17 protein-coding genes are annotated in these 16,692 nt (G+C 59.0%); 10 read left to right on the forward strand and 7 right to left on the reverse strand.

Translation table 11 applies throughout. From position 1 onward, the window contains the following. The first annotated feature begins 29 nt into the window (after window positions 1–29). From DXD49_RS05990 to DXD49_RS06000, 3 genes are all read left to right on the forward strand, one after another. Window positions 30–890, forward strand: coding sequence for an ABC transporter substrate-binding protein (locus tag DXD49_RS05990; RefSeq protein ID WP_117794482.1), 861 nt, complete (start codon window positions 30–32; stop codon window positions 888–890). A 167-nt stretch (window positions 891–1,057) separates the two neighbouring features. After that, a complete protein-coding gene (locus DXD49_RS05995) occupies window positions 1,058–2,368 on the forward strand; it encodes an ABC transporter permease subunit (RefSeq protein WP_117794483.1) in 1,311 nt (436 codons plus the stop codon). Window positions 2,369–2,380: 12 nt separating this feature from the next. Then, the gene (locus DXD49_RS06000; protein ID WP_117629740.1) at window positions 2,381–3,133 is read left to right on the forward strand and encodes an amino acid ABC transporter ATP-binding protein; all 753 of its coding nucleotides are present in this window, start codon (window positions 2,381–2,383) and stop codon (window positions 3,131–3,133) included. Between the two features lie 116 nt (window positions 3,134–3,249). On the opposite strand, the gene DXD49_RS06005 is transcribed toward DXD49_RS06000, so the two are convergent. Further along, the gene (locus DXD49_RS06005; protein WP_117794484.1) at window positions 3,250–3,669 is read right to left on the reverse strand and encodes a flavodoxin; all 420 of its coding nucleotides are present in this window, start codon (window positions 3,667–3,669) and stop codon (window positions 3,250–3,252) included. Between the two features lie 46 nt (window positions 3,670–3,715). Continuing rightward, the gene (locus DXD49_RS06010) at window positions 3,716–4,420 is read right to left on the reverse strand and encodes a DUF3793 family protein (protein WP_117794485.1); all 705 of its coding nucleotides are present in this window, start codon (window positions 4,418–4,420) and stop codon (window positions 3,716–3,718) included. A 178-nt stretch (window positions 4,421–4,598) separates the two neighbouring features. On the opposite strand from DXD49_RS06010, the gene DXD49_RS06015 reads away from it, so the two are divergent. Next, window positions 4,599–4,982, forward strand: coding sequence for a heavy-metal-associated domain-containing protein (locus DXD49_RS06015; RefSeq protein ID WP_117735304.1), 384 nt, complete (start codon window positions 4,599–4,601; stop codon window positions 4,980–4,982). On the opposite strand, the gene DXD49_RS06020 is transcribed toward DXD49_RS06015, so the two are convergent. After that, window positions 4,969–5,436, reverse strand: a complete 468-nt coding sequence (locus DXD49_RS06020) for a hypothetical protein (protein WP_233502234.1) — start codon at window positions 5,434–5,436, stop codon at window positions 4,969–4,971. The genes DXD49_RS06015 and DXD49_RS06020 overlap by 14 nt on opposite strands. After that, entirely contained in the window at window positions 5,429–6,934 is a 1,506-nt protein-coding gene (locus tag DXD49_RS06025; RefSeq protein ID WP_233502232.1) for a DNA repair protein, read from the reverse strand. Before DXD49_RS06025 ends, DXD49_RS06020 begins: the two co-directional genes overlap by 8 nt. A gap of 238 nt (window positions 6,935–7,172) precedes the next feature. On the opposite strand from DXD49_RS06025, the gene DXD49_RS06030 reads away from it, so the two are divergent. Together DXD49_RS06030 and pgi are read left to right on the forward strand one after the other, a co-directional pair. Continuing rightward, a complete protein-coding gene (locus DXD49_RS06030; RefSeq protein ID WP_233540166.1) occupies window positions 7,173–7,697 on the forward strand; it encodes an iron-containing alcohol dehydrogenase in 525 nt (174 codons plus the stop codon). Between the two features lie 199 nt (window positions 7,698–7,896). Next, the gene (pgi, locus tag DXD49_RS06035) at window positions 7,897–9,591 is read left to right on the forward strand and encodes a glucose-6-phosphate isomerase (protein ID WP_117763779.1); all 1,695 of its coding nucleotides are present in this window, start codon (window positions 7,897–7,899) and stop codon (window positions 9,589–9,591) included. A gap of 141 nt (window positions 9,592–9,732) precedes the next feature. On the opposite strand, the gene DXD49_RS06040 is transcribed toward pgi, so the two are convergent. From DXD49_RS06040 to DXD49_RS06050, 3 genes are all read right to left on the reverse strand, one after another. Continuing rightward, on the reverse strand, window positions 9,733–11,037 hold the full coding sequence (locus DXD49_RS06040; protein ID WP_117763778.1) for a VirD4-like conjugal transfer protein, CD1115 family: 1,305 nt from the start codon (window positions 11,035–11,037) through the stop codon (window positions 9,733–9,735). Continuing rightward, window positions 11,030–11,647: an ATP-dependent Clp protease proteolytic subunit gene (locus tag DXD49_RS06045; RefSeq protein WP_117763777.1), complete on the reverse strand. Its 618-nt coding sequence runs from the start codon at window positions 11,645–11,647 to the stop codon at window positions 11,030–11,032. The genes DXD49_RS06040 and DXD49_RS06045 overlap by 8 nt, the downstream gene beginning before the upstream one ends. Window positions 11,648–11,710: 63 nt before the next feature. Continuing rightward, on the reverse strand, window positions 11,711–12,601 hold the full coding sequence (locus DXD49_RS06050; RefSeq protein ID WP_117794487.1) for a hypothetical protein: 891 nt from the start codon (window positions 12,599–12,601) through the stop codon (window positions 11,711–11,713). Window positions 12,602–13,388: 787 nt separating this feature from the next. On the opposite strand from DXD49_RS06050, the gene deoC reads away from it, so the two are divergent. The 4 genes from deoC to DXD49_RS06070 all read left to right on the forward strand — a co-directional run bounded on the left by deoC (window position 13,389) and on the right by DXD49_RS06070 (window position 16,673). Further along, window positions 13,389–14,063 carry a deoxyribose-phosphate aldolase gene (gene deoC, locus DXD49_RS06055; RefSeq protein ID WP_117794488.1) on the forward strand — a complete coding sequence of 225 codons (675 nt, stop codon included), beginning with the start codon at window positions 13,389–13,391 and terminating at the stop codon, window positions 14,061–14,063. Between the two features lie 149 nt (window positions 14,064–14,212). Then, window positions 14,213–15,055 (forward strand): Cof-type HAD-IIB family hydrolase, encoded by an 843-nt coding sequence (locus tag DXD49_RS06060; protein WP_117735297.1) that lies wholly within the window; start codon window positions 14,213–14,215, stop codon window positions 15,053–15,055. A gap of 64 nt (window positions 15,056–15,119) precedes the next feature. Beyond that, complete coding sequence (locus tag DXD49_RS06065) at window positions 15,120–15,779, forward strand: HAD family hydrolase (RefSeq protein ID WP_369831507.1); 660 nt, start codon at window positions 15,120–15,122, stop codon at window positions 15,777–15,779. A 150-nt stretch (window positions 15,780–15,929) separates the two neighbouring features. After that, complete coding sequence (locus DXD49_RS06070; protein WP_117763775.1) at window positions 15,930–16,673, forward strand: GntR family transcriptional regulator; 744 nt, start codon at window positions 15,930–15,932, stop codon at window positions 16,671–16,673. Window positions 16,674–16,692 lie beyond the last annotated feature (19 nt).

The raw sequence follows: 16,692 nt of genomic DNA on the forward strand, positions 1-16,692 counted from the left end.
CAAACGGGGTCACTGGAAGGAGACTGATTATGAAGCTCAAGAAGCTTGGCGCGTTTGCAGCCACGGGCGCCATGGCGCTCGCTCTTGCACTGACGGGCTGTGGTTCGTCCAACGCCACCTCTGGTTCCGATGCCGGTTCCAGCAGCCCTGACAACGCGAAGGTCGAGAAGGTCGACGGCTCCAAGGAGTATGCGCTCGTCAAGGACGGCACGCTGACCGTCGGCACCTCTGCCGAATACGCTCCGTTTGAGTATAAGGACGACAACGGCGACTATCAGGGCTTTGACCTTGAGCTCATCAAGGCTATCGCCGACAAGCTGGGTCTGGATGTCGAGTACGTCAACAACGACTTCGACACGCTCGTCCCCGGCGTTGCTTCGGGCGCCAAGTACGACGTCGCCATTGCGGCTATCACTGACACACCCGAGCGTGAGAAGGAAGTCGCTTTCTCCGACTCCTACTACATGGATGACCAGGCTATCGTGACCAAGGTCGATAACACCGACATTACGGCCGATAACTACAGCGAGAAGCTCAACAACGCCGACGCTACCATCATCGTCCAGTCCGGCTCGACCGCCGAGGCCTTTGCCCAGGAGAACTTCCCCAAGGCCAAGATTGTTCCCTACAAGGACGCCACCGAGTGCTTCAGCGCCCTGCAGTCTGATAAGGGCGATGCCGTAGTCACCAACCGCTCCGTCGCCAGCCAGCTGACCGCCGAGCAGTTCAACACCTGCCAGACCATCAAGCAGATCAGCACTGGCGAGGAGTACGCCATCGCCGTCAATCAGGGCAACACCAAGCTCAAGGACGACATCAACCAGGCCATCAAGGACCTGACCGATGACGGTACCGTTGACGCCCTCATGGCTAAGTACAACATCAAGTAAATTAATGCTTGATTGCGTGCGGGCCCTTTCCGTTTTGCGGAGAGGGCCTTTGCGCTTCTCTCGACGGAGAGCGTTTCCGTCTTGTTTTGCAGGCAACTTCTACGATAGGAGCCACCTTGTCTCGATTGAACAAAGGGACCGCGGAGCAGCGTTCTCCACGGTCCGCCTTGCTCCAAAAGCTAGCCTGCGCCATGGCCGTGGCGCTCGCGCTGGTGTGTGCGGGGACATATGCACCCTCGACCGCCCAGGCGCTTGAGACCGCAAAGATCACTGCCCGACCCAACACCGGCTCGGGCAGCGATGTGGTCGGCGGCACCGAGACGCGCATTACCTGGGAAGTCCAGGCCGATGCCGACGAGGAGCTGAGCGGTCTTTCGCTGACGTTTGTCGATGGCACGACGTTTAGTGCCGACGATACGCGCCTGACGATGCTTTCGGGCGAGGACCTTATGGACCGTACCCCCATGAAGCCCACGTGCAAGGCGGATGGCCAGACGCTCAAGATCGACTTTGGCGAGACGGCGCCTGCCGGCGGCTTTTTCCGTGTCGAGGTTTACGGCGTGACCTTCCCCCTCGAGGGCGGCGACGAGGCCTTTAGCGGAACCTATACCCTGGCCGACGGCTCAACCAAGAAGATTTCCAAGATGTCCTCGGTGGAGATCAAGAGTGTGACGGCTTTCGATAACTTCCTGGCCGACCTTAAAGAGCAGCCGTGGGTCGAGGCTTGGAACTCCAATATGTTCCTGCGCCTGTTCCTGAACCCGGTCATTTTGGTCCAGAGCCTGCCGATCGTCTTTAAGGGCTTCCTCATGTCGCTCTCGATCGTGCTTGTGGCGTTTCCGTTGGCAATTCCCTTTGGCTTCGCCCTGTCGCTCATGCGCATCTCCAAGTCGCGCATCCTGCGTTGCCTTGCCGGCATCTACGTGAATATCATCCGCGGTACGCCGGCGTTCCTGCAGATCTATATCGCGTTCTTTGGCCTGCCGCTGGCCGGCGTCAAGGTAGATGATTATGCCCTGGGCGTCATCGTCATGGCCATGAACTCGTCTGCGTACCTGTGCGAGATCTTCCGTGCCGGTATTCAGTCGATCCCCAAGGGTCAAAACGAGGCTGCTCGCTCGCTGGGCATGAATGCCTTCCAGACGTTGCTCTACGTTATGATTCCGCAGACGTTCCGCAATGTCCTGCCTACGCTGACCAGCGAGTTTATCCTGCTTTACAAGGATACGTCGCTGCTTGCCGCCGTGGGCGTGGTCGAGATCGTCATGAACGCCCGCACCATCGTGGCTACGACGGGATCCATTACGCCGTATGTGGTTGCCGCCCTGTTCTATCTGGTCATCACCCTGCCGCTTGCCCGCTTGGTGAGCGGTCTTGAGGCGAGGCTTTTGGGTACGGCCGAAGTCAAGAAGAAGCGTCCCGCCAAGAGCGCCGGACAGGTCGTCGCGACGCCCGCCGATCACATCGCCGGTCTGTAAGGAGGTCCTATCATGAGCGAAACCAATAACTCGAACGAGGTCGTCGTCAGCATCAAGAATCTCCAGAAGGCCTTTGGCGATAACGTGGTCCTGCGCGACATCGATCTGGATGTGCACAAGGGTGAGGTCGTCGTGGTCCTGGGCCCCTCGGGCTCGGGTAAGTCGACGATGCTTCGCTGCATCAATCGCCTGGAGCATCCCACGAGCGGCTCGATTGTCGTTGAGGGCGTGGATGTGTGTGCCAAGGGCGTCGACCTCAATAAGGTACGCACGCACTTGGGCATGGTGTTTCAGCAGTTCAATCTGTTCCCGCACCTGTCGGTCAAAAAGAACGTCATGCTTGCGCAGCAAAAGGTGCTCAAGCGCAGTAAGGAAGAGGCCGAGAAGATCGCCATCGAAGAGTTGACCAAGGTCGGTCTTGCCGAGCGCATCGACTTTATGCCGAGCCAGCTGTCGGGCGGTCAGCAGCAGCGCGTTGCCATCGCCCGCGCCCTGTCGATGAACCCGCACGTGATGCTCTTTGACGAGGCGACGTCGGCACTCGACCCCGAGCTCGTCCGCGATGTATTGGGCGTTATGCGCGACCTGGCCCGCGACGGCATGACCATGATCGTCGTGACGCACGAGATGGGCTTTGCCCGCGATGTTGCCGACCGCGTCGTCTTTATGGACGGCGGCGTTATCGTGGAAGAGGGCACGCCGAGTGAGGTCTTCGACCATCCCAAGAGCGAGCGTACCAAGGCGTTTTTGGGCAATATCTCGTAGTCGGTTAAACGCAATTTTCGTTACAGGAAACGGGGGCTGGATGTGGATTCAGTCCCCGTTTTTGTTAGGACACGTATGCGTATTGTCATGACTCGGCTTTGTCGGCCCGTGGCGTGTTAAGCCAGCTCGGCTCCAAGGGCGCGACAGGCGGCCTCGCCCTCGTCATCGGGGGCGTCGAAGCAGATTACGGAATCGACGACGTTGACACCCGCCTCGTCGGCGTCTGCCTTCCAGTTGTCCATCCATTCGCCCTCGGCCCACGAGTAGGAACCAAATAGGACGACCTTCTTGTCGCCGAGAATTTCCTTGACTTCGTCCCACATCGGCTGGAACTCGTCGTACTCAAGCTCTTCGGAGCCCATGGCGGGGCAGCCGAAGGCGAAGGCGTCATAGTTGGCGACCTTGTCGGCGGAGAAGTCGGCGCAGGGGACGACCTCGGCCTCGGCTCCGCCTGACCTCGCGCCCTCGGCGACAAAGTTGGCCATGGCTTCGGTGTTGCCCGTGCCGCTCCAGTAGACGACGGCGATCTTGCTCATGTTGTTTCCTTTCGAATGTGCGGCGTGTGGCCGCGGTTTGTACGTTCTATCGGGCCGCCTGGGCAAGTTGTGCCAGGCTGTAGCCCTGCTGATAGACATGGGTGAGGTATTGCGTGCAAGCGCGGTAGGACTCGAACGTCGTAAGCGCTTGCTCGACATTTGTGTAGACCTTCCAAGCCCCAAAGACCTTGTAGTTCTCGCCATGATGGACGATGAACTGATGGAGGTCGTCGTAGGGGTATCCCAAAAAGTAGCCAATTTCGTGGGGGAACTCACAGGTGCAGCTGTTATTGCAGCGGGCTTGATGGTCCAATGCACACCGTGCCTGGTCACAGGCGCATTCCGCGGCGTTAGTGCTCGCGAGCGCGATGCGTGATGCCAGGTGTGCGAGACATATTGGCAGATTGTCGGTGTCGTAGCCCTCCTTGGCGAGCGCCGTTTTGGCGCGCGGGTCCGCAAGGTATGTGGCGAGGCTATGGGGCCGATATGCGTACACAAGCGCCCCGCAGGGGTGCCAGACCAAAACACTCAGGTGGATGCCGAGCGGGTCGAGTTTGTGGTTGCACTGGGCGATGACGTTGAGCAGGCGTGCGCGTTGATCGGCGATCGGCGCGGTCGCACTCGAGCCATCCTGATGGGCATAGATGCCGGGATAGGTAAAGAGCGATGCCGGTTTGATGCCTGCGAGGGTGGGGGAGCGGTTGCGCACGACTGCTGCCTGAAGCGTTGGAATGTCTATGGTTCGAGTCATGGTTCCCCTTTTGAGTCCTCACTTGTTAATCTAGGAAAACTTATACACGAAAGTAAGTATAGGTAAACTAAAAAGTAAGAAATAGGAAACTATTTGATTGAACTGACATGAGCATGGGGTAAGATGGGCCCACCCCATGGGGGTATCTCTGATGTGGACTATAAGGAAAGGGGAGCGCATGGAAGATCTGCTTAACCCTGCGAATATCATCGTACTGGCCGTAATTGCCGTCGGTATGTTCTTTGGACTGCGCCGCATTGTCGCATCGACGCGCGGCAAAAGCTGCTGCAGCGATGGTTCGAGTGGCAAAAAAGTTAAAAGGGCCGTGGTGGCCGATACCGACAAATCTCACTACCCCTACTGCGATGAGCTGCTCATTGGCGGCATGAGTTGTGATGGCTGCGCGCACAACGTTGAGAATGCCCTTAATGCGCTGCATGGCGTGTGGGCAACGGTGACGTTTGCGGACCACACAGCGCGCGTGCGCTCGAAGTATCCGATTGGCCGCGAGACGCTTGAGGCCGTGGTAAGGGGCGCGGGTTATTACGTCATGAGGCTCTAGTCGCTCGCATCGAGGCCGAGGCGTTCGATTGGGCTCGGCCGCGCAGCTCCACGTCTTGGATATCGTCGAAGTTAATGGCGATATCCTTAAGTTTGAGCAGCTTGAATGCGGGGAGCACTTCATCGAGAATGCCGGTACGGCTACGATAACCGTACGTATCGTAATAGGTGACGCGAACCAAGTCGCCGCGTTTGAGGCCCTCGAGCTTTTTCGAAAGCTCGAGGGCTTTTTCTTCCGTGAGTTCGCATTTGGGCTCGACAGTGATTTCTTGCTTGCGTACGAGCTCGTAGTATCCCGTGAGAGCGGCGAAGGGCATAAACTGCGCGGCGCGCCCGGCGCGAACGGCGCCGTTGGCGGTGAGTTTGGGGTCGGCGGAACGACGTCTTCCCTCGGGGTCCGCCAGGCGCTCAAATGGTGTCGGCGGCCGCATCGGTTGTTGTTGGGGCTTAGGCACGATGTCCTCCTACCTGATCGTTGCGCTCGCGTGCGGTGGCGCCGGCGGTAAAGCTCAATCCTTTGACCAGGGCGTTCTTGCCGTACTTGCCTTTCACGGCCAACACGGCGCGCGCCAGATCGCGTTCGCGCTCGTCGGCCTCGACGTCGCTGAACAGATCGACGGTAGCGAATTCCTCGGGCATGAGATTGCCAAAGCCCAGGTTGATGCGCTTGATCGGTCGTTTGGGGTCGACAGTCTGCGCCCAGAGCTCATCGAAGTAACCCATGATCTTCTTAAATGAATTGGTGCGCTCGGGCAGTTTTCGCGAGGCGTTGGAGTGCGCGAAGAGTGCGGCATAGCCACCGCGCGGTTTGCCGCCGTGTTCCCCCACAAAGATGCCGTCGATTGCCTGCGCCTCGCGCACCAGGCGACGCCGTTCGTCATCGCGCTGGACGGGCTTGGGCGCACGGGGCGCGAGTTCGGGGCCGGCGGTCGCGGTAGGCTCGATACCTGACGTGCTCGAGCGCAGGTGTCCGCATCCGTCTACATATTGCGCCGTGCCGCTGGCATCGAGTCGGCGTATGTCGGCTCGCTCGCTCGCGTAGCCCACGAAGAGCGAGATGCTGTCACACACCACGTGCTTATCGACCAAGTCCAGTACGGCGTTGTCGACCATCTCGCGCAAGACGGTGTAGGCCTGCTCGTAGGCATAGCCCTTTGAGAGCACCTGTCCTGTGGTGGTTGAGGTTGCCTGCGGGCGATAGGCTTGGATATCGGCGATGGTTGTCGGCTCGCGCCCGAAGGCGTGGTCGATGAGATATTCGGCATTGACGCCGAGTTCATCGTAAAGCAGGTTTTCGTCGAGCGCGGCTACGCCCATCAGGTCGTAGACGCCGTACTTTTCGAGCCGGGCCGCCACGCCGGGGCCGATACCCCAGATATCGGTGATGGGTCGATGCGGCCAGATCTCCTTGCGAAAGGTTTCGTTATCGAGTATGCCGATGCGGCTGGGTACGTGCTTTGCGGTAATATCGAGCGCCACCTTAGCCTGGAATAGGTTGGGGCCGATACCGACGGTGGCCGTGATGCCGGTGCGCGCGAGGACCTCGTCGCGCAACATGCAGGCGAACCCTTCGGCATCGGTGTGGTAGAGGTCTAGATAGGGCGTCACGTCGATAAAGCACTCGTCGATTGAATAGACGTGAATGTCTTGCGGGCTCACGTATTCCAGATAGATGCCGTAGATTTTCGCCGACACCTCCATGTAGTGCTGCATGCGCGGTACGGCCTTGATGTAGTCGATGCCGTCGGGAATCTCGAACAGACGGCAGCGGTTGTGTATCCCGAGGTCTTTCATGGCCTGCGTGATGGCAAGACAGATGGTCGTGCGTCCGCGCGATTCGTCGGCAACGACCAGGCACGTGGTGAGTGGGTCGAGCCCGCGGTCGACACACTCGACGCTGGCGTAGAACGTCTTAAGGTCGATGCAGATATAGGTATGCTGCTCGTGCTCCACGCGTGCCCTCCCATCAAACACATGTTCTTATCGAATACCTGTTCGATAATACCTGCTTGCGCGGACATCGTCAAAACCTGCCAAAAAGGGACTGGTTTGTTTTGGTAGGTATGGTCGTGCGGCTGCATCGGGTTTTTAACGCGGCTCTAAAGAGTGCGAAACAGCTCGGAAAACCTCGCTTCGTAGCATGGGCCTAACGATTGATACCGCCTATACGCACGGAGGGGTTGTGGGAAAGATGGTCAATTATGGGTTTGGTATGCCGACGCGCCTTGTTGCGGATGGAGACGTGGCTCGCTGGTGCGGACGATTGGTCGCTCACTACGGTGGCACCAAGGCGTTGGTCGTGCTGGGTGGCGACAAGCATACGCGCGATGAGCTTGTCTCGGCGGCACTCGGCTCGCTTGATCGAGCTCTGCTCGAGCGCGTGCTTTTCCGCTGCGGCTCGGTTGAGGGCGACGGGGGAGACGAGCCGATCGACGAAGCCGTGGCCCTGGCGACCGACGAAGGCGTGGACTTTGTCTTGGCGATTGGCGATGCCGATACTGCCGGCTTTGCACGCGAACTCGCCCGTCGCATGGCGACGCTCGATGCCGGCGAAGACGGCTTTGTGCCTTATGGATGCATTGTCTCGGAGGGCAAGGTGCCTGCTGTCGTGGGCACCGGTGAGGTTCCGGTTTTTGCCATTATCGCGCCCGAACTGCTGGAGGGCATTGGGTCTCCTCTGCGCGAGCTGCTCGGCAGTGTGTGCGCCGCGGCCTAATATTTGCCATAAAGGGACGGGTTATTTTTGGTTGATAAAGCGTTTGACCTGCCAAAATAAACCTGTCCCTTTTTGGTCGGTTGCCGTTTGGGGGCCGATTGGCAACGCTCGCTGATTGTAGTCTTGACCTGCGTTAGAATAGTGGAATCTGAATGTCCGGGCGCATGGAGGCGTGCGCCCGTATGCCGAGGAGGACTTTATGGCAACTGTTGCCGCACCTATCGATGCTACGTCGACTGACGCTTGGAAGGCGCTCGAGGCTCATCAGGAGAAGCTCGAGGCCGAGGGTATCGACCTCAAGGCCTGGTTCGCCGCCGATCCCGAGCGTGTGAACAAGCTGAGCTTTGACGCCGGTGACCTGCACTTCGACCTGTCTAAGAACCTGGTGACCGACGAGACCGTCAAGCTCCTGTGCGACCTTGCCCGCGAGGTGAAACTCGAGGAGCGCCGTGACGCCATGTTCTCCGGCGAGCACATCAACACCACCGAGGACCGTGCCGTCCTGCATACCGCGCTGCGCCGCCCGGCCAGCGAGAAGGGCCAGCTCATCGTCGACGGCCAGGACGTTGTCGCCGACGTGCACGAGGTCCTTGACCGCATGTATGCCTTCGCCGAGCGCGTGCGCTCCGGTGGGTGGAAAGGCGTTACCGGCAAGAAGATCGAGCACCTGGTGTCCATCGGCATCGGCGGCTCCGATCTGGGTCCGGTCATGGCTTACGAGGCCCTGCGTCCCTATGCCGACGCCGGTATCGATTGCCGCTATATCTCCAACATCGACCCCAACGACCAGGCCGAGAAGCTCAAGGGCCTCGATCCCGAGACCACGCTCGTGATCATCGTCTCCAAGACCTTCACCACGCTCGAGACCCTCACCAACGCCCGCGAGGTCAAGACCTGGATGCTCGAGCAGCTCAAGGCTCAGGGCGCCATCGATGGTTCCAATGAACAGAACGCCGAGGCCGTGGCAAAGCACTTCGTCGCCGTTTCCACCGCACTCGAGAAGGTTGAGGCCTTCGGTATCGACCCGGCCAACGCCTTTGGCTTCTGGAACTGGGTCGGCGGCCGCTATTCCGTTGACTCCGCCGTGGGCCTGTCGCTGATCGTCGTGCTCGGCCCCGAGCGTTTCCAGCAGTTCCTCGAGGGCTTCCACGCCATCGACGAGTACTTCTGCAACACCCCGCTCGAGAACAACGCCGTCGCGCTGATGGGCCTGCTCAACGTCTGGTACGTTAACTTCTTTGGTTCCAAGAGCCACGCCGTGCTTCCGTACTGCCAGTACCTGCACCGTTTCCCGGCCTACCTGCAGCAGCTCACTATGGAGTCCAACGGCAAGCATGTCCGCTGGGACGGCAGCGCCGTGACCTCCGACACCGGTGAGATCTTCTGGGGCGAGCCCGGCACCAACGGCCAGCATGCCTTCTACCAGCTGCTGCACCAGGGCACCGTGGTGGTCCCGGCCGACTTCATTGCCTTCGCCAACACTGCCAACCCCGCAACCGACAGCGGTCAGGATGTCCACGAGCTGTTCCTGGGCAACTTCTTGGCCCAGACCAAGGCGCTCGCCTTTGGCAAGACGGCCGACGAGGTGCGCGCCGAGGGCACGCCCGAGCAGATCGTTCCGGCTCGCTGCTTTGAGGGCAATCGCCCGACGACCTCGATCTTCGGCGATACGCTGACCCCGTTCGCACTCGGCGAGCTCATCGCCCTGTACGAGCACATCACGTTTGTCGAGGGCACGGTCTGGGGTATCGACTCCTACGACCAGTGGGGCGTCGAGCTGGGCAAGCAGCTTGCCAAGCAGATCACTCCGGCCTTCCATGACGACGCCGCCAAGGCCGAGCAGGACGCTTCGACTCAGGCGCTTATCGAGTTCTATCGCGCGCATCGCAAGTAGTCGCTGCTGTTAACGCATCGCGTCTTATAGTCAGGGGCCCGTATCCTATCGGATGCGGGCCCCTTTGCTTTGCCGTGGTCCCGGGGCGCACGGCCTTTGTGGAACATCGCCGGGGCGCCGCGCGCCGCGAGAACCCTGCGCCTAGATCTCGGCCTCCGCATGGCCTCGCTGCGCCTCGGGCAGCTCCCCGTAGAGCGGATGGTCTTCGAGCCTAAAGCGCTCGACCTGTTCGGGAGTGCGACCGCGTACAAAGAGCCACGAGCGATCAATCGGCGTCGCCATGAGCGTGCTGGGCAGCGCGTCGGCGCGGTCGGAAAACGCCCGGGCACTCTCGGGATCCTGGAACGCCAGCACCAGATGCGTGTCGCAGTTGCCCATGATGGAGCGTGCGCGTGCCTCGCCATAGAGCGCATCGAGCTGGTTGGTCGACTGCAGCAGCAGCGTTGCCCAGATGTTGCGGCTTCGGATAATCGAGAGCACGTTGTCGATCTGGGGGATCTGCAGATTTGCGAAGTCATCGAGCATAAAGCGCACGGGCACGGGCAGGCTGCCGTCGGGCTGCCTATCGGCCTCACGAATGAGGCCCATAAACGCCTGCGAAATAAAGAGGCCGGTCAGCGGATCGAGATTGCGGTCAATATCGCTCACGGTTACAAACAGGGCGCAGGGGGTGTGTCCCATGGAAGCGAAGTCCACCTGGTGGCACTCACGATAGAGCTGTGCCGCACCGTCGAATCCCAGACACATGACCTTTTCGGCAAGGATGCCGACGATGCTCGCGTGCATGCGCTCGGCATTTTGCGTAATGGCGTAGCGCCGCCATAGCGAGAGGGCATAGCTTTGGGGGTCGGTCGTGATCAGGTCGTCAAACAATCGACCCGTGGCACCGTCCTGCAGGTGCTCGATCAGCTTGATGACCGAGCTGATCGTCTGCTCCTCGGCGGGTAGCTGTTCGGTGACGTAGGCGATAAGACACGACAGCAGGTTTGCCGCCGCATGATCCCAAAAAGGCTGGTTGTTGTCCTCGATGGGGCAGATGGCCTTTGCCACCGAGAGGATGTCCTGCTGGTTGGGCCTGCCGTCCGCCTTGCGGCGAATGTGCCTTAGGGGGTTGTAGCCGCAGCGCTCGATGCCGCATGCAAGGACCGGGACGGTGTTGAGGTCGGCGAAGTTGAGACATTGCACGCGGTAACCGTGGGCTGCCAGCACGGGTCCCACTTCGCGACAGAGCGTGCCTTTGGTGTCGAGCACGATGTAGCTTGCGTTCATTTGCAGCAGGTTGGGCTTGAGGACGTTTCGGGTCTTGCCGGCTCCCGAGGGGCCGATCACAAGTGCATTGTTGTTGAGTCCCGTTTGGCGGGTGTCGCAGGAAAGCGTTCGATCCTTGGCGAGGATGGTGGACGATGCGGACTCAGATGCGGCGAGGCGGCTGGCGAGGTTAGACATGGGCGACCTCCTTGGTGGTCGAGAGGATTTCGTGGGCAAAGCCGAGTTCGACGGCGCGCTCGGCCGAAAGGTAGGTGTCTTTTGCAGTGAGGGACTGGATGCGCTTGGGCGTGAGGCCGCTGCGGTCCGAGAGGATTTGCGTGAGGGTCTTGCGGGTCTGCATGAGACGCCGGCTGGTTTCCTGCAGCGCAAGTGCCGAGCCGCCTGCCCCCTGGGGGATCAGCGGGTCGTGAATCATGAGCTCTGCATGGGGCGCCATACGGCGATCGTCGCCGCCCATAAAAATCACGGCGCCCATGGACGCGGCGAATTCCAGGCAGACGGTGCGGATGGGGCACGATGCGAGGCGCATGGCGTCATAGATAGCAAGACCCGATCGAACGCTTCCCCCGGTGCTGGCGACAAATATGGTGATGGGACGGCTGGGGTCGGTGGCATCGAGCAGGCGGATTTGCTGGCACAGGTCGTGGGCCATCGGGGTTTCGATGTTTCCCATGACGGAGAGCTCGCGACGGGCGAGCATCTCATCGTAAATGCTGGTGAGCGTGATACCTCGGGCGGATTCACGCATGGTGAGGGGACTGATGACGGGGGAATGATTGGTGTCCATGGGGACTCCTTTCTGTTGGTGGTGTTGTGGAATAGGGTCGCTGCCCGCGGAGGGGCTGGCGGGCTACAGGGTTCGTCCGAGCCTAAGATCGAGCTCGGTTGCGGGGCAGACTGCCTGTCCGTGCGGCTCGCAAGCGCCAAGGGCTCCAAAGCGATAGAGCGTTGCGACGGGCGTGGTGTAGGCGAGCTGCAGCTGATGCTCGACGGGGGTGCATCCGTCATTTTTGTAATGAGCCGCGTAGTACTGCGCGATGCTGGCGTTCATCTCGCTGCCATTGCGATGACGCTCAAACTGGCGTCTGCAGGTCTCGATGATCTTTGCTACCGACTTGGGTGCCGTCGCGGGAACAAGGGCGAGATAGCCCTCAAATAGCTCGTTGATGCTCAGGAGGCACAGCAGGTCGATCAGCGTCCTTATGGCTGCTCCCTCGGCGGAAAAGTGCGCGGTCATGCGGTTATATCGGTTGCGGTCGACGACGGCCGCATGGGGTCTTGGAGTTTTCTGCCCCGCGGTGCCGGGCTTTTGCCGTACCTGTGTATTGAGCTCGACGTTGCAGCGCTTGAGGCCGTCCAACGGAAGGAACAGTGCGGTGCGCAGGGTGTTCCGCTTGCTTTCGAGTTCATGACGCTCGTCGGGTTCCCATTCGAGCTTGAGTTTCGTGTCGAGCGCCGTAAGCATATGGGCTAGGCAGCCTACGGTAAGAACGTACGAATCGTTGTCGCGTTTTGGGGCATAGGGGTCTGTCAGCTTGCGAATGTCGGGGTCGCCCATGATCTTTGTGCAGCGCTTCAGCAGTTGAGGGTGGTCGGCCAAGATCGTCGCGAGCGGTAGCGACGCGTAGTTCTTGATGGTCGCGGCGGCAAAGGCAGCGTCATATTCGTTTGCATATGCTCGCTCAATGCGGGCATCCAGAATGCTTTTCTTATCTCCGTCTTCAGCGTGGCGGTTTGTCATAGCTTCTCCAATCGGTTGATGTTCGTGCTGTCTGTTGATGTGTTGGTTGTCGTGAGTGATGTGCTTGCCGTGGGTGATGTGCTGACGTTGGGGTGCTATGCGGTTTTCAATGAGCCCGTGAGGCAGTTGCTGCAGGGGCGGGATGGAACGGCCCATGCAAGGCGGAAGGCATCGTGCTCAAAATCGAGACAGCAATGCCCTAGGTGCCTCACATGTGGCAGTTACCTCATTAAGTTGTCATTGCGTTTGGGGTTGTACTTTGCCGATCTTCCTTCTCTTACACGCTAAAACTCAAACTTCATATGCTCGATCTACTTAAAACCGCAACGGCGGCCTTTTATGAACTTATATGTCGGAACGCGTCTTTGCAAGTACTTTTTTGCGTTTGTTTCAAATGGGGTGGTTTTGCAACCGTCACGCGCCACGCTATGCGAACGTGCCCCGGCTCGGATAAGATGGTGCGATCGAGTTCTACCGCGCTCACCGCAAGTAGTCTTTGTTGCTGAGATAGGTCATGGCCGAAAGGGGCCCGTATCCCAACAGATACAGGCTCCCTTGCTCTTTAAATGGGCATGAGGGTGTATTGAGGGGGATGTCTTGAGGGGGGGTGCCTGGCTGTCGGCATCCGCATGCGGCGCCATTCGCTTTCCGTAGATATACTTCTACAGCTAATTTCATACCGCTTGCCGGAATGCGGACGCTGTCCTTGCGTATCGGGCGTACATTGAACGTGGTATTTCGCGTGAAACCACAAATCGGTTGTCGGTCCTGAACAAGGAGGCCCAGCATGACGCTTGCCAAACCCATCAATAAATACATCGACTATATCGACGCTCCCGAGGACACATTTGAGCAGTATGTCGAGAAGGCGCTAAAGTACAACTTCCGTTGTGTATTTGCGAACCTGCAGGAGTACGAGACGGGTCGCGCAATGCTCGAGGGCTCTGACATTATCCTTGCCGGTGCTATCGACTTTCCCCAGGGCACTATGACGCTTGAGGAGAAGCTTGCGAGGTTTGAGGAATACGCTGCGTGCGGCTTTACCGAGATTGACTACGTTTTGAATCAGGAGTCGGTTGAGAACCGCGATTTTGATGCCATCGAGCGCGAGATGACTGCCATTGCTGATTTTTGTCGCGTGCATGGCATCACTGAGAAGGTGATCGTCGAGATGTGCAAGCTGGACGGCGATGATGCCGCCAAGCACCGTGTGTGTGAGATTGCGCTGGAGGCTAAGCCGGGATTCCTTAAGACATCGACTGGCAGAAGCTTTGGCGGCGCTAAGCTCGAGGACGTGCGGCTGATGCACGAGGTGCTCGGCGATTCCGTGGCAATCAAGGCGGCGGGCGGTATCCATAATTACGAAGAGGCTTGCGCATTCATCGAGGCCGGCGCTAGCGCGTTGGGTGCATCGGCGGGCATTGCGATCGTCGAGGGTGCACCGACGGAGGAGCGTCGTTAGCAGGCGAATTTGACCTGAGCGATAAAGCTTCACGACCACGCGTCGTTCATGTTCGGGACAATATGACTTTTTACCCGTTGCAGACAGAGCTGCCGTGGGTGTTCTGTATGATGGCTCAGACAAGGTTGTTCAATGACAGGGAGGCACATATGGCAATTAAAGCCATCGCAATGGATATCGACGGTACGCTTACCAACGATCAGAAGGTGATCAGCCCGCGTACGCGCGAGAAGCTGCTCGCGGCACAGGAATCGGGCATTAAGCTCATCTTGGCTTCGGGTCGTCCCGCCTGGGGTCTTCGCGCCCTGGGTCAGGAACTCGATCTTCACAACCACGATGGCCTGCTGGTCGCCTTTAACGGTGCGCACGTGGTCGATGCCCAGACCGATGAGGTGCTGTTCGACCAGGCCATGCCGGTCGACGAATTGCATCGCCTAATTGACCATCTTCGCAGCTTTGACGTGATCCCTATGATTTCGCTCGGGCGTGACCTGCATGTAGAGGACTCGTATCGCTGCATGATTACGCTGCCGGACGGCTCGCAGAAGAATATCGTCAAATACGAGCGCGACGCCTGCGATCTTAAGATTCGCGAAGTCGAGAGCCTTCATGAGGTGGCGGATGCCTATCCGGTGGACAAGCTACTCACCGCGGGCGATCCGGCCTATCTGCAGGCGCATCACGAGGAGATGTACGCGCCCTTTACCCAGACGCTGTCGGGTATGTTTACGGCTGACTGGTACTTTGAATATACGGCGCCCGGCATCGACAAGGCTCGTGCGCTCGAGGGTGCCCTGCCCAAGCTCGGCATCGATGCCAGCGAGGTCGTATCGTTTGGCGATGGCCAGAACGACAAGTCCATGATTGAGTGGGCCGGCACCGGTGTTGCCATGGGCAACGCCGTCGATGAGGTTAAGGCTGTAGCCCAGATGGTGACCGCCAATAACAACGAAGACGGTATTGCGGTAGCGCTGGATAAGCTGCTGGGTTAGAATCGCCGATTAATGCATGGTTCGGGCGCCTGCTCGCGGGCGTCCTTTTGTTAGGGAGGGTGCCGTGTCCGCATTTCCGTTCGACGCCGTTATCTTTGACATGGATGGCGTCATCGTCGATACCGAGTATTACTACCTGGGGGAGACTGCCGCGTTTGCCAAGGAGCTTGGGTTGAACCTGACCCAAGAGGAGCTGAACGGGCAGATTGGCACCTCGCATCAGTTCTTCCTGCATATGCTGGTCGATTGGTTTGAACGCGCCGGTAAAGGGCACTTCACTGGCGAGGAAGCGTTGGCCCGTTGGGACGAGTGGGCGCATAAGCGTCCGCGTGACTACCAGGCTTTGATTAACCCGGGCGCTGTGGATACGATTCGAGAGTTGCCGCGCCGCGGCGTTCGCGTGGCGCTGGCGAGTTCGTCTCCCATGGACAGCATCGAGGAAGTGCTCGATGCATGCGGGCTGTCGGATGCCTTTGAGTATGTGGTGAGCGGCGAACAGTTTAAGGAGAGCAAGCCCGAGCCCGACATCTACCTGCATGCGCTGGATCTGTTGGGGCTGCCTGCGGACCGTTGCTGCTGTGTTGAGGATTCGGTGCCTGGTATCACTGCCGGCAAACGCGCGGGGTTAACGGTGATTGCCAAGCGCGAGGAGCGCTTTGGCTTTAGCCAGGATGCCGCGGACAAGATTATCGACCAGCTGCCGGAACTGCTCACGCTTTCTTAGGAGCGCGGTAGTTGCGCGTTTTTCGGGTCTGATGAGTAAATTGCCGACATTTTGGTGCGACACCTAGCATACTTTAAGCTAATGCGGGCTTAAGGACTTGTTGAATGCCCCTAAGCCCGTTTTAGACTTAATTGCGCTTGGAGAGGGTATATGCCACCGACTGAAGGGCTAACTGACGGTAAAGCAGCGATACCGCTGTACCAACAGGTTATCGATATCATCAAAAACGAAATCAACTCCGGTGCCTACAAGGCAGGCACGCGGATACCCAACGAATTCGAATTGGCTGAGAGCTATAAAGTTGGCCGCGTTACCGTGCGACGCGCTATTGAGGAGCTCGTCCAACAGGGCTATCTAACGAAGCGACAGGGGAAAGGCACGTTTGTCAATGCCCCCAAGCTCAAGCGCAAGATTCGCCAGAAGGATGACGTCCAGAGTTTTTCGGACGCATGCCGCGCTAACGGAATGGAACCGGGGGCGCGTGTCATTTCGAGAAAGATACTGCCGGCGGATTCCACCGAAGCACAGTTCTTTGGTGTTCCCGTTGGAACTGACTTGATCTGCGTTGAGCGCGTGCGTACTGCCGATGGCGTCCCTGTCATGCTCGAGAACAACATATATGTTTACGAGGACAACGCCTATCTATCAACGGCACCTCTATCTAACCAATCCATTTTTGAGTTCGTGCGCAACCGGACGGGCCGCACGCCCGCGTTTACCGACCCATGCACGCTTGAGATCGCGTGCGCGTCGCCCGAGGTCGCTCGGTTGTTGGCAGTTCCCGTTGGCGAACCCATGTTTTATATGGAAGCCTTCTTTTTCGATGAGCAGCGGCGGCCGTTTATCATCGGTCGTCAGCGGATCGTTGGGTCTCGCTACGTTTTTGACATCTAGGACATTGCGTATGGAAACG

The organism is Collinsella sp. TM05-38 (assembly GCF_003466445.1).
Classification (GTDB): Bacteria; Actinomycetota; Coriobacteriia; order Coriobacteriales; family Coriobacteriaceae; genus Collinsella.

Coding starts and splice junctions, on each gene's coding strand:
- DXD49_RS06045 (WP_117763777.1), bottom strand. CDS start 11,647: ATGGACACCAATCATTCCCCCGTCATCAGTCCCCTCACCATGCGTGAA.
- DXD49_RS06030 (WP_233540166.1), top strand. CDS start 7,173: ATGGTCAATTATGGGTTTGGTATGCCGACGCGCCTTGTTGCGGATGGA.
- DXD49_RS06040 (WP_117763778.1), bottom strand. CDS start 11,037: ATGTCTAACCTCGCCAGCCGCCTCGCCGCATCTGAGTCCGCATCGTCC.
- DXD49_RS06050 (WP_117794487.1), bottom strand. CDS start 12,601: ATGACAAACCGCCACGCTGAAGACGGAGATAAGAAAAGCATTCTGGAT.
- DXD49_RS06060 (WP_117735297.1), top strand. CDS start 14,213: ATGGCAATTAAAGCCATCGCAATGGATATCGACGGTACGCTTACCAAC.
- pgi (WP_117763779.1), top strand. CDS start 7,897: ATGGCAACTGTTGCCGCACCTATCGATGCTACGTCGACTGACGCTTGG.
- DXD49_RS06070 (WP_117763775.1), top strand. CDS start 15,930: ATGCCACCGACTGAAGGGCTAACTGACGGTAAAGCAGCGATACCGCTG.
- DXD49_RS06015 (WP_117735304.1), top strand. CDS start 4,599: ATGGAAGATCTGCTTAACCCTGCGAATATCATCGTACTGGCCGTAATT.
- DXD49_RS06010 (WP_117794485.1), bottom strand. CDS start 4,420: ATGACTCGAACCATAGACATTCCAACGCTTCAGGCAGCAGTCGTGCGC.
- deoC (WP_117794488.1), top strand. CDS start 13,389: ATGACGCTTGCCAAACCCATCAATAAATACATCGACTATATCGACGCT.
- DXD49_RS06000 (WP_117629740.1), top strand. CDS start 2,381: ATGAGCGAAACCAATAACTCGAACGAGGTCGTCGTCAGCATCAAGAAT.
- DXD49_RS05990 (WP_117794482.1), top strand. CDS start 30: ATGAAGCTCAAGAAGCTTGGCGCGTTTGCAGCCACGGGCGCCATGGCG.
- DXD49_RS06005 (WP_117794484.1), bottom strand. CDS start 3,669: ATGAGCAAGATCGCCGTCGTCTACTGGAGCGGCACGGGCAACACCGAA.